At 67.4% G+C, this 12,445-nt stretch carries 9 protein-coding genes; 4 read left to right on the top strand and 5 right to left on the bottom strand.

What is annotated here, in order from left to right; genetic code table 11:
- Window positions 1-10: 10 nt before the first annotated feature.
- Window positions 11-1,090: an RNA polymerase sigma factor gene (locus WME90_RS12290; RefSeq protein ID WP_437281292.1), complete on the bottom strand. Its 1,080-nt coding sequence runs from the start codon at window positions 1,088-1,090 to the stop codon at window positions 11-13.
- A gap of 344 nt (window positions 1,091-1,434) precedes the next feature.
- On the opposite strand from WME90_RS12290, the gene WME90_RS12285 reads away from it, so the two are divergent.
- The 3 genes from WME90_RS12285 to WME90_RS12275 are packed head-to-tail and all read left to right on the top strand — an operon-like array spanning window position 1,435 to window position 5,644.
- Window positions 1,435-2,427, top strand: a complete 993-nt coding sequence (locus WME90_RS12285; protein WP_437281291.1) for a PEGA domain-containing protein — start codon at window positions 1,435-1,437, stop codon at window positions 2,425-2,427.
- Window positions 2,428-2,478: 51 nt separating this feature from the next.
- Entirely contained in the window at window positions 2,479-4,077 is a 1,599-nt protein-coding gene (locus WME90_RS12280; protein WP_437281290.1) for a hypothetical protein, read from the top strand.
- 37 nt (window positions 4,078-4,114) lie between these two features.
- Window positions 4,115-5,644, top strand: coding sequence for a hypothetical protein (locus WME90_RS12275; protein WP_437281289.1), 1,530 nt, complete (start codon window positions 4,115-4,117; stop codon window positions 5,642-5,644).
- 43 nt (window positions 5,645-5,687) lie between these two features.
- Here WME90_RS12275 and WME90_RS12270 read toward each other — a convergent pair whose 3' ends face one another.
- The 3 genes from WME90_RS12270 to WME90_RS12260 all read right to left on the bottom strand — a co-directional run bounded on the left by WME90_RS12270 (window position 5,688) and on the right by WME90_RS12260 (window position 8,020).
- Window positions 5,688-6,785 carry a hypothetical protein gene (locus tag WME90_RS12270; RefSeq protein ID WP_437281288.1) on the bottom strand — a complete coding sequence of 366 codons (1,098 nt, stop codon included), beginning with the start codon at window positions 6,783-6,785 and terminating at the stop codon, window positions 5,688-5,690.
- 105 nt (window positions 6,786-6,890) lie between these two features.
- The gene (locus WME90_RS12265) at window positions 6,891-7,613 is read right to left on the bottom strand and encodes a hypothetical protein (protein WP_437281287.1); all 723 of its coding nucleotides are present in this window, start codon (window positions 7,611-7,613) and stop codon (window positions 6,891-6,893) included.
- Window positions 7,610-8,020, bottom strand: coding sequence for a hypothetical protein (locus tag WME90_RS12260; RefSeq protein ID WP_437281286.1), 411 nt, complete (start codon window positions 8,018-8,020; stop codon window positions 7,610-7,612). Before WME90_RS12260 ends, WME90_RS12265 begins: the two co-directional genes overlap by 4 nt.
- A 1,763-nt stretch (window positions 8,021-9,783) precedes the next feature.
- Between WME90_RS12260 and WME90_RS12255 the strand changes: the two genes are divergently transcribed.
- Entirely contained in the window at window positions 9,784-10,173 is a 390-nt protein-coding gene (locus tag WME90_RS12255) for a hypothetical protein (RefSeq protein ID WP_437281285.1), read from the top strand.
- Between the two features lie 114 nt (window positions 10,174-10,287).
- Here WME90_RS12255 and WME90_RS12250 read toward each other — a convergent pair whose 3' ends face one another.
- Window positions 10,288-12,444, bottom strand: coding sequence for a pentapeptide repeat-containing protein (locus tag WME90_RS12250; RefSeq protein ID WP_437281284.1), 2,157 nt, complete (start codon window positions 12,442-12,444; stop codon window positions 10,288-10,290).
- Between the last annotated feature and the right edge of the window lies 1 nt (window position 12,445).

Genomic DNA, 12,445 nt, shown 5'->3' with positions numbered 1-12,445 from the left:
GGCCGCCGATTCAGCGAATGTGCCTGAACAGCGCCTCGCGTTCCGCTGCGAGCCGACCGCGCGGAAACTCCCGCGCATGGGCTTCGAGCAGCAGGCGCGCCTCGTGATCGCCCTCTCCGTCGTTGTCCTCAATGGCCCTTCGGGCCTGGCTGATCAGGCGCATCTCGCGTGCGGTGACCGCTGGCCACATGGGGCTCCCCGGGGACGAGATACGAGGTGCTGTCGTCACAGAGGGCGCGGGCGTGCTGCTCACCACAGCCTCAGCGCGCGCGCTGCCTGTTGCCGCCGGCAACGAGCTCTCGGGCGCGGCGGGCGCGGCAGCGGAATGCGCGCTGTCACGTGAGCCTTGCGCCGTGACGTCGTCTGGTGCGGGCGCGCGCACCGGTGCGCGGAATGCCGCCGGGTGCAGCCACGATTCCGCGCTGGGCAGCGGCGGCACCGCCGAGAGGAGCGCGCCGGTCAACACGACGAACGCCCCCTGCACGACGATCCTCACGCCAAGCCGGCGCAACCAGGCCGTCCACGACGCACGGCGGTCCAGTCCGAGCACCAGCGGAACGCAGGCGCTCTCGTCCCTGCCGTGCGCGGGTTGCCGGGCCCTCCACCGCTTTGAAGCCGCATCGAGCCGATCCCAAGCCCGGCGGTGCTGCGCCCTCACTGTATCCAACGGGACGTTCAGCTCGGCGGCGATCGTGGAGAGCGGTGTCCCCTCCAGCTCGTGCTTGACCAAGAGATCCCGGTACTTGGGGCCGATCCGGTCGAGCAAGTCCCGGGTCAGCTCTTCCCGCTGCCGCAAGCGCAGCAGTTCCTCCGGCGTGGGGCATTCGTCTCGGGGATCGCGCTCCTCGAACGACGTCAGCACCTCTCCGCGGCGGCGCTCGTTCCGCCTGTGCTTCCGTGCCTCGTTGAGGGCGATCGTGACGAAGTACCGCGCCGGATCGCCGCTCAGCTCGACCCGACTCGCCACTTCCAATCCCCGCAGCAGCGCGTTCTGCGCGACGTCCTCGGCGTCGCGCGCCGGCACGCCGTGAAGCCTGGCCAGGCGCCGGAAGCGGTTGAAGCTGAGGAGATGGGTGGCTGGCTTGCCCACGGTAGGTAGCATCCCTGAGCCGCTCGAAACGGTGCAGGAAAGTGCAAGGAGCGGCAACTTTGGTAGCACCAGGTGGCACCGATACATGCGTTCAGGCGATCGAGCCCTCGCTGCCGCGAGGAGGCGATCGCATTGCCGCACCCGAACGCAATTTGCCACTGCCAGGGCCACTTTGCATCGATTCGCTCTCGTTGACGCCGCGCGGCTGGCGCGAGTACCGTCCAACCATGCGATGTTCCGCATGCGCTCTGCTCTTCTCTGCGCTCCTCGCCGCATCCGGCGCTGCGAGCTCGGCCAGCGCGGAGGACGCCTATCCGGCGCCAGGACCACGTGACGGCGCAACGGTGAAGGACCATGTTCGCCGCGGTCGCAGGGCACGCAACGCCGGGCAGTGGACCGAGGCATACGCCGCCTACAAGGCCGCCTTGGAGGCAGCAGACCCAGCGTCCAGCACGGAGCGAGAGCGCGCGGAGCTCGCCGGCGAGCTTGGTCTCTGCGAGCTCGCGCTGCGCAAGTACCGCGATGCCGCCGAGCACCTGGCCTTTAGCCTTGAGCAGCGCACGGCGCTGCCGCTCGCGCTTCAGCTACGATTCGAGAAAGGAGAGCGCGAGGCAACAAAACATGTCGCGACTCTCTTGCTCTCGGTCGATCCGCCGGATGCCGAGGTGCTCGTTGACGGCAAGCGGGTAGGCCGGGTCGCGCGGACCTACAAGCTGTTCTTGGAGCCCGGCCAACGCATGGTGCGGGCCCGCGCACCGGGCCGCGAGGATCGTTTCCATGAGTTCGGGGCTGTGGCCGCAACAGAGTACAACATCAGAATGCCGTTGGCGCGTATAGCGGTGAGCCAATCTCCGGAGAGCGCGCCGGGTTTACCGAAGGAAACGCCGAAGACCAGGAGCTCTTCGCCTGCCGTGCGGGGCCGGCCGCTCAGCCCTTGGACATCCTGGCCAGGCGCGCTGCGCATCACCGGTATCGGGTTGACCTTGGCGACAGGCTCGCTCGGTGCGGTCTTTATGGTTCGTGCGAGGGCCGCCGACGGAGACCTGGACGAGCGGAACGCGAAGCTCGACGCCGTGGGCGTCTCTCAAGGGGTATGTCGGGGAACGCCGAAGCCCTCCGCGTGCGGCGAGCTGACGAGTCTCCAACGAGAGCGGGATCTCTTCGCCGGGCTCGGCACGGCGATGGTGGTGACGAGCGGTGTGGTGGGCGCTGCGACTCTGGCTTCGTTCTTCACGGACTTCTCTTTACTGCAGGCTGAACCGACCAAAGCTCGGGTCGCGCTGGTGCCGACGGTCGCGCCGACACAGGCCGGCCTCGTTGCGTACGGCGCGTGGTGATCAGGGGGCCAGGACATGTCTCTTCTCGAACCGCGACGAATGCGGCTGCTGTTGGCTGTAGGCACCGTCTCCACGGTCGGCGCGGGCGGCCTCTCCGGGTGCGCCTACGACGATAGCTGCTACGACCGGCGCCTCTGCCTCACACCGCCGACGGCTCTCTGTAACGGCGACCCCATCACGGCGCCGGCGCTCGACGAATGCGGGGTGTTCGTCAGCGCGTCGTCGGGTGACGACAGCAACCCCGGCACGAAGGGCGCGCCGGTGAAGTCCCTGCAGCATGCGATCGGGCTCGCCGCGAGCGGACGAGACCACGGCGAGGCGCCGACCCGGCGCGTGCTTGCGTGCGGCGGCTTGTTCGAGGAGGAGATCTCGCTGCCTTCTGGGGTCGACCTCTGGGGCAGCCGCCTCTGTAATGACGGCGGCGATTGGTCGTATGAATGGTCGGGCATCGGGCCGAATGCGTCGACCGTCATCGCTCCGCCCGTGGGGATCCCGGTGCGGGTCCTCGGCGGGGACGACGCGGTCAACGCAGGGGACGACGCGACGTCGGTGATCTTCGGCGTGCGCGCCGTGGCGGCCGACGCCTCCGCGAGCGACCGCAAGTCGTCGATCGCGATGCTCCTGAGCTATGGAGCCAGGGCAATCGTGCGGGAGAGCGAGATCCTCGCAGGCGACGGTAAGGATGGAGAGCCGGGCGAGGACGCGCCGAGCTACCGCGCGAACGCCGGCGCTTTGGGGAACGACGGCGTGGATGCGTGTACGGCGAACATGGCGCCGGGCGCCCTTCCGGTCGTGACCGTGTGCGGCGAGGGGATCGAGTCGACGGGCGGCCAGGGGGGCGATGGAGGCCTCGAGACGGGGGATGATGGGACGTCAGGACTGCCGGAGCCGGTCGAGATTCCGGACAATCGCGGCTCGGCTGGCACCGGCGCGTCCAGCATGCCGTGCACGGTTGGGGGCCGCGGAGCAGACGGCTCCGACGCGGAGCGCGCTGCCGGAGCGGCAAGCGCTGGCCTCCTGGGCGTCGAGGGATGGGTCGGCGCCCGCGGGAAGGACGGGAAGCCGGGCGGCGTCGGTCAGGGCGGCGGCGGGGGTGGCGGTGGCAAAGGGCGCGACCCCATGAACGCGTGTCCGGCGGGTCGGCCCCAGGGCGGTGCGGCCGGCGGATCGGGGGGCAGCGGCGGCTGCGGCGGCAAGGGGGGCAAAGGTGGCGATTACGGCGGTGCGAGCATCGGGATTGTGGCCTTGCAGGGAAGTGACCTCACGGTCGAGGACAGCAAGATCCTCGGGGCCAAGGGCGGCAATGGTGGGGTCGGCGGAACGGGCCAGTGGGGCGGATTAGGCCCCGATGGCGGCCACGGTGGGCACAGTCTTGGGCCCGACTGGTCGCGAGGCTGCGCCGGCGGCGGTGGCGGCAACGGCGGCCGCGGGGGCGATGCCGGCGGCGGCCTCGGTGGCCACTCGCTCGGCATCGGCTCCGTGAGCGCGACCGTGACCCTTGGGTACAAGGCGACGGTCTTGCCCGGACAAGCCGGCACCGGGGGGCTCGGCGGCAATTCAACCCCGGAACGCCCGCTCGGCAAGGGGAACGATGGGACTGCGCAGTTCTGGTACCGGTTCGATGCGCCAGACCCGGAGCCGCCTCAATGAACTGCCCTGTGCGGGCGGCGCATGTCAGGAGACGCCCATGAGGAAGACCACCGCTGGTACCTTCGTCCTTCTGTTGTCGCCGTGGGCCACTGGCTGCGGAACTGCTCCCGGCGTGAATGACCCTGGCGTGACGCCGTGTGAAGGCACCTCGTGCGAGAACGAGCCGCCTCCCGAGTCGGTCTGCGTCGAGCACGTCGCCGCCGGAATCCTCGACGACGGCTGCGGCGTGTTCCTCGCCGGAAACGTCGGTGGCGGCGACGACAGGAACCCCGGCACGAAGGCGAAGCCGGTGTACACCGTCGCGCGCGCGATCGAGCTCGCGCGCGCTGGACGGGGGCGCGTCTTCCTCTGCAACGAGGGATTCGTGGTGGATCAGATCAGGGTGCCCTCCGGCGTGGACCTCCTGGGGGGTTTCCACTGCCGGAAATGGGAGCGCGACCCCCTGCTCCCGCGGACCCAGTTTTCTCACGCTAGTGTCTTCGGCCCCATGGTGATCGTCGAGCCCGCGGGCCCCGAGGACACGGGGGCCGCGGACGGGGTGTCGACGCTCGCCGATCTCTACGTCCGGTCGGCGGGCCAGGTCGGAGTGCTCGTTCAGTCGAGCACGGCGATGGAGATCCTGCGGAGCGAGATCTCCGCCCGCGGTGGACTGAGAGGGGAGGCTGGCGAGAAGTGGCAGACCTCGCAACCCACCGGATCGGATGGCAAGTTCGGTGGGGACGCTTGCTCGGCGGCTGTCGTCGCTGGCGGCCCTGCGGTCGTGAACCGATGCGAGAGCGGGCTCACGAGCATCGGTGGCAAGGGAGGCGACGGGCTGCCCGAAAGCGCCGAGGATGGAGGCGACGGGGAGCCCGCCGACCTCTTGCCGCCCGCACGCGGTGGTATCGGGGAGCGGGACAACGTCAGTTGCAGCAGCGGATCCGAGGGGGGCCCGGGGGCTCCGGGGACGCAAGGCGCGCCCGGCAAGGGCATCGGGCGCCTCACCGAGGCAGGATGGGAGGGCGACACGGGGGCCGAGGGTACCTGGGGCACGCCTGGCCAGGGCGGCGGCGGCGGCGGCGGTCGCTGGGGCGGGCTCGCCGTGTGCGGTGTGGCCTCCAAGGGAGGCCCAGCAGGCGGCTCGGGAGGGGCCGGCGGCTGCGGAGGCAGAGGAGGCCGCGGGGGAGCGAACGCACCGCCGTCCATCGGCGTCCTCGTGCTTCACGCCCGGGTGACCGTGCGCGACACCAAGATCACGGCGGACTTTGGCGGCAATGGCGGCGACGGCGGGGAACCTCAGCGCGGCGGTACAGGCGGCCGAGGCGCACCGGGCGGAACGCTCGGGGATGAACTCGCCGCCTGCTTCGGCGGCCGGGGCGGCCAAGGAGGGCCCGGCGGATACGGCGGCCCGGGGCGCGGCGGCGACTCGATCGGCGTCGCCTACCTCGACGAGGACCAGCTCACGCTCGAGGGCGTCACCATCGAGACCGGACAGCCGGGCAAGGGCGGCACCAGCTGGAACCACGATGGCAGCACGACGGTGGGAGAGAGCGGCGAGGCCCACAAGACGCTTAGGTTTCCCGAGTAGCCGCGGTCACGTCACGGGAGGAAAGCGTGGATCTCGGCGAGGGCTACGAGGAGGCTTTGGGGTCCGAGTCCACGAGCCAACTTGCCAGGAAGCTGGAGGCCCAAGCGACCATGGAGGCTGGCGGCTCGCCTTCACCATCCCACCCAGCGACCAGCGCTTCGATCTCGCGGATGGCGACTTCGAGTTCGCTCTTGGAAGCGATGCCGCGGGGAGTCTTCGGCGGATCCATGAGCACCCGAATTTCTGCAAGCACTCTCAATATTTCTTCTTTGTGCAGGACCCCATCTGTTGTCACGCCTCCGAAGAAAGCGCCCCGAGCCTCTGGCATCAGGCTCCACAAGATGTTGTAGAGCGCCGCCAGCACCTTGAGGACTGCGACGAATCGTCCTGTCAGGCTGCTCGCATCGACCTCTACCCCTGGCGTCCGCACTTCAGACGGCGAAGGAGGCGCCCATTCATGACCGGCCGTAAACAGGCAGTCGCACAGTCTAGCTTTCCCGAGAGCCCGTGGGTTCACCGCCACATCCGGCACGAGCACGGCACCGACCTCCGGCGGCATGCGTTCACAACCGAAGGTCGCTTCGATGTCGCGGGCGATCCACTCTGCGTATGGCAGCTCATCGTCCGATAGATCGAAGTCGATATACGATTCACCAAACGTGACACTCTTTAGTTTTTCATCATCCGAATTTGATACAAGCGCCGAATCGCTCGGACTTCGCGGAATGAAGAATTTTACACCGCCAAAGACAACCCTAAATCTCTCTGGCTGCCTCACAAACTGGACCAGGCGCCAACCATAGACGAGATAGTAAGGGACCAGGAAGCCGATGTGAAACCACAGCGTTCGGCCGCCGGTTGTATTTGGCAGAGAAACCGAAAAGGAGTAGGAAGCGTCCAGGGCCCCCGTAGGCAGGTGAAACGAATTATTCGTAACAATGCTAGATGGGAATCGTTCTTCGATTCGACGCAGCAAGGCAGGCCAGCGTTCGTCCGCTGCCGCGCGCCGCCGCGCGGCCACCAGGCGGCCGCACTCTTCGGTTTCCTTGTAGCGCTGAATGTCGGCCTGCTCGATGACATCAATCCCACGTGGGTAATATCTGTAGACGACGTCCAGCAGCTCTCCAACACTGTGCTTCATAGCCGTACCGCCTCCGCCTTGAGTTCGGGCGTAAACGCCCTCCTCTTTCTCCGTCCCATCCCTGCCTCCCTTTGCCTTCGGGGGTGTCTAGGGAAGCGGGGAGAATCAACCCATAAGCCTGGCACCGAGGCCCTCGTACTCTTTCTCTTTCTCAAACCGTTGACGTATCTCGGTCTTGAATCTCTCGCAGAATACACCAGGCGGAAGATCGGTAAGCCCTTCTTCGTAAAATTTTGCAGCTATCCGATTCACCAGATCGGCACTGATGATCGCCGCCCTCTCCGCCGAGATCGCCCCCCAAGCCTGGGTTCGCAATGGCATCCCGATGTGAACCGTGCACGCGTCGACGCCTCGGACGCCTCGTCTGAACACTAACCCCGCCGTCGCCTCCTGCCAACCACCTGCTACGGTCCCGTCGTAGGCTAAGGTCGTAACAAACTGAAACATCGACGGCTCGAACGCCGAGATGTTGCAACTCATCTGCGGAGTGCCGCTCTGCTGGCAGGGATCTGGCGGGCTCGTCGGGCTAGCTGTCGGCCTCTCCGAGCTGTCGCTCGGGCTTTCCTCCTCGTCCTCGTCTTCGTCGTCCGTCTTGTTGCACTGGATCTTGCGCTCGCTGCCGTACTCCGGTCCGCTCGGCGGCTCCGCCCCGAAGTCCCCCGACGCGACGGAGGTGAAGACAGGAACGGGCGGCCCGACTGGTCCACCTGCACCTTCGCCCTTCACCCACTCCTCGCGGGGATAGCAGTCTCCTACCGTCCAGTTGCAGGCCGCCAGCGTGCAGATGACGACAGCCAGAATCGGAAACAGAATTCTTTTCGCGTTCATTTTAGACTCCATCGAAGCACGGGACCGACGACGACAAGCACGGACACGTAACCTGGGAGCACGAGGCTGCTCCCGCCGACCCAATCCACATTGGCGCTCACCGACACGCCGAGCGGTCCTGCAACGTACGCGTTGGTTTGCGCATGCGCGCCTACCGCCATCCCGGCAACGTGCCCACACAATGTACTTCCGCAAGCCGGCATGAAGTAGAGCGCAACGGATGGGCCAGCGCTAAAATCGCCATTCTTCCAGCCATATCCGAGTGCGGCGATGGTGCTATTGTAGACACCGACCCCACCTATCTGGATTGGAGGCACGACACTGAGCAGATCGTGAACATTGAATAGGATGTTGCCGTTGATGCGCCACGATATTCCCGCGTGCGGACTCACCGCCAGGTGCGTCACGGTGCCAGCCTGGATCCCCCCGAAGCTAACTCCGGCACTCAGCTCGGATGCGTCTGCCTGCGTCGGAACGACACTGAGCAGGAGAGCGAACACTGCCGACGATGAGATCTGCCGGTCTGTCGTCCTCATCGTCTCCCTCACGGCCGTCCGAAACACGCGAGCAGCGTGGCGACGCGGCCCATTCTTCTGAACACAGGATCGGCGTCAAACGGAATCTAGACGAGAACACGACACGGGCCAGGGGTCGTACCGTCCAGAGCGTGCGCCAGCGCGCAGCGACCCGCGCGGCTCCAGCGCGTGTCGGCCTACGGGCGCCAGCTGCCTGCCCATGCCGCCGCGAGAGCGCGCTACCGGCCACGCGCCCCGGGATGCGCGTGTCGGCTGCAAGCCCGACCCAGCGCGGCGCCGCGCGCAGGCAGCGGTGACCGCGCGCTGTGACGGTCACGCGTGGCGCGGCACGACATCGCTCGCGCGACCACGCCGCCCGCGAGTGCGGCGCCTGACGGTGGCCTGCGCGGTCGGCGGCGACGACGCGCTAGCGTCACACGTCGTGGCTCCATCGGCGGGCAGTCATGAGACCGGCTACGGATGGCCCGCTAAGGCTCCGCGGGCCCCGCAGCCCGGACGATCCCGCGGGCCGCTCCGCGGCTCGAGGGCGTCGCCGCTGTTGCCCCGGCGGCGTCTCGGGATCGTCGAGCTGCTGAGCCGCGCCTAAGCCGATCACCTCGCGCATGCGTTGCAGATCGCCCAGGAGCGCCATCACCTCGATCACACCGCGCGGTACGCCGGCGAGCGGAGCGGGAGAACTGACGGATCAAGAACTCAACCATGCCGCTGCACAGCCGCGCGCCTTCGATCAACGTCGCCCGCGCGACGAGCGCGGGCCGCGTGCCTCACGATTCTGCAGTGCCGCGACCACGCGCGGGTTGGACGCGCGCGCTCGCAACGAGCGACGGCCTGCCCCGACGCGCTTGAGCACGCGGACGTCGACGGCCCCGAACGCGCCAGCGTCCACCTCCACCCCTGCGCGCTGAGCGGTCGCGGACCTCGATCCTGCGGCCTGTCTGCTCGAGCGCCATGTAGCGCGCCGTCGGCGGCCCCGCGCACCTGCGGTCGCTCTGGAGCGAGGAACGCGGCCTTGCTGTCTGCTCCGGCGCCATGTACGCCGCGCAGAACGGGCGCCAGTTGGCCGACGCGCGCCGTGCCGACTTCGCGCGCGAAGTCATCAGGTGAAACTCGACGCCGACTCCGCGCGCCGGCGTCGACCTCGACCCCGCGGCCGCTGTCTGCTCCATCGCCAAGCAGCGCGACGCCGGCGCGATCCCGATCTCGCGTGCGTCCAATCTTGTGGCCTCAGCCGCTCCCGCGGAGCGCCCGACGTGCCCCTTGACCTCCGCCGCCGCCCCCCAGCGTGCTCAACCAGACAGACGGCGACGTCGATGCGGCAAGAGCTCGCCCGCCAGCATGCACTTCGCCTCGCCGGCAACGTGAGCTCGGTCGGGTGGACGGCGTCGCGGCTCGTCTCCTCCAGATAGAAGCGCCGCGCGAGCTCGGGGCCGTTGCCGTCCACCGTCCACCTGGTCGAGCTCGGGCCGTCGCCGGCGAGATCCTCGAGCGCGACCTCGGCGCCACGACCTGCGGAGCGGCCGCGGGCGTCGAGGTGGACGCCGGCGAGCGCGCGAGCGCACTGGCGTCGTACATGGCGCCGGCGCAGGCACCGCGGCCGCAGCGTCGAGGCGGACGCCGGCAAGCTTGGCGTGGCCGTGCGGGTGTCGAGGGCCACGTCGGGCGCTGGTGACTGGACACCGGTGCTCAGCGCCGGCGAGCTCGGGGCCGTCGCCGTCCACCTGGTCGAGCTCGGCCGCGTCGCCGGCATACTCCTCGAGCGCGGCCTCGGCGCCGCGGCGTGGCGCGGCCGTACGGGTCGAGGGCGACGTCGGGCGCTGGCGACTGGACACCAATGGTCAAGGCCCGGCGAGCTCGCGGCCATCGCCGCCCACTTGGTCGAGCTCGGCCATGTCGCGGCGCTGAACGCCGGCGAGCTCGCGATCGCGCTAGCGTACCTCGCGCGCGAGCAGATAGCAGGGCCGCGGCGTCGAGGAGCACCGCGGCGGGTCCGCACCTTCCGGCGGACCGGAGGGGGTGGTTTATGAAAGGATAGGTTACCTGACGAGAAGAGTTTGGTTTCTCGGGTAGCTCTTGTCGTAGTAGTTCTGATTGCCACCCCAGGCCATGCTGTTCTTATCCTTTATCGTTCCTGATCCTCTCTATTCGCCCGTTACTCGCCGGTACGCTACCGTTCCTGCCCGAAAGAACCGCACCACGACTCCATCCTCGCCCAAGCGCTTCGAGACAGTCGGATTTAGGACGAAGACCAAGAACGCCGCATCTGACAGCGGAGTACTCGAGAAGAGCACGTTGTCGAGGACGACATAGTCCGATCGCAGGTAGATCGTCCGGCCCACAAGGCGCTTGCCCTGGAACACGACTCGGTCCTCGTAGAACGCGAGCCCAGGTCCGATCCTCGCGATGCGTTCCGCCATCCTGAACTCCTCTGTACCTGGCGGGAGCACCGTATAGAAGGTGCTCCACGCGCCACCTTCCTCCTCGAGCCCGTGAACCGACGGCTCGGCACGGAGTCGCGCTGTGCTGGTCGGTCCGGCGAGGTCGATCCCGCCGGGGCGAGCCAGCCTCTTTACGAAGGCCGCGTCGGGGTGACCGTCCTCGGGCCCTGAGTACGTGTCTTGGCTGAGGACGACGAACACGTGCGCACCCATGCCCGCGATCGCGAGTCCCACGAGGCGCCCGATCAGTCCTCTAAATCGCATGTCCCACATCGTCGGAACACGTAGGTACGCTTTGCCGAACCAGAATGACAAACCGCCACCCACGATCATCGCAATGCCTATGGATCGCACTCCCAGAAAGAAGAAGCACGGGAGCGCAACCACCATCCCGACGAGCATGAAAATGGTGCCGGCCTGCTGCGGCTCCATCTCATCCACGATTGCGTCGATCTCCTGGCGAAGGGTCCAGACTTTGGCGGTTTCCGTGTTAACGGCGCCGAGGAGGTTCGCGCCGCCCACTGCGCCTCGCAGGTTTGCCTGCATCACGTTAAGGCCGTCACACTGCGCGCCGGTCAAGTCGGCGCGTTCGAGGTTCGCCGAAGCGGCGTTCGCGCCGGACAGCTGTGCTCCCCGCAACGACGCATGACGCAGGTCGGCGTCCGCGAGGCTCGCACCCGATAAATCCGCGTAGTCGAGCTTTGCGTCCACGAGCAGAGCGTGATCAAATCTCGCACGCTGGAGCTGCGCCCCATGCAGGTCCGCACGGCGAAGGTCGGCATGCGAGAAGTCGGCGCCCCGGAGGTCGCGATTGCGAAAGACCGCACCTACCAAGCTCGCATTCTTGTATGAGCTTGCTTCGTCGCGTGCTCCGCCAGAATTCACAGGCTCGACGGCGATGGTCGGCGTTATCGAGGCCAGCAGCGCGGCACACTCCATCGACAGGAACTCAGCGACTTCCTTGTCCTGCAAAAGAACTCTTGGCCAATCGATGTCGATCCGCGCGGGCGGCGTCCCGAGCCGATCGTCCTCGGAAAATGCATGACCGACGGCGTTCATCGCATCCCCGCGATACTCATCCTCGGCTTGCTGGAGCCGTATAACGAGGGAGCCACTGGAGGGTCTTCCGCCGTCCACCTTGGCGAGACAGGCGAGCAGCGCTTCTGCATAGAATGATTTTGCAATTACGTCGCGATAGCAACTTTGGAACAACTGGTCCATCCACCGATCGATCCGCACGTCGGACCCCCTGTCCGTCCTCCGGTGGGCGCGAAGCGCGAGCCGGCGGAGCAGGCGCAGTGCCCACAGAAGTGGGTTAAGTGAGGAGAGGAAGACGCGCGACACCTTGGCGATCACCGCGTCAAGGTGCTCGACGAAACGTTCGAGCTCCCTAATGCGAGCGAGATCGCCGGACTTTAGGTGGAGTAGCTCGTGCGTGAGCGCGATCATGGCCTCCTCCCGCGTCAAGACGCTCAGTTCGAGCGCCGGGATACCGACGACGATCGACGAGCCGTGCCACGAAATCTGGAATCCCGATGCGCAGCGCTCGATGAGGACGGTGGAGTTCCCACCGGCCGTGCGCCGTGCGTCGAGGAGGAGTTCCTGGAGCGCACGGGGCGCGCCCTCCAGCGGATACGATGCGCGGCCTTCCAACGTGGCGCCCGCGAACAACGTGGGTAACGCCGCGAGCTGGGCAACGAGAATGGTGGTTACCGCGAGTGCCCAGCGGTATGTAATGGATCCCGGCTGCGAAAGCAAAATCAGCAGCAGAACGGCATTGCCCAGAATCAGTGCGATCGCGAGTGGTCGCAGGAAGCGCACGGCGTGTGAAATGAGCAGGAGGACGGGGTCGCGACCCATC

Origin of the sequence: Sorangium sp. So ce375, assembly GCF_051473855.1 — a bacterium.
In the GTDB taxonomy this organism is placed as follows: Bacteria; Myxococcota_A; Polyangia; order Polyangiales; family Polyangiaceae; genus Sorangium.
This window is presented reverse-complemented; position numbering and strand designations above follow the sequence as displayed.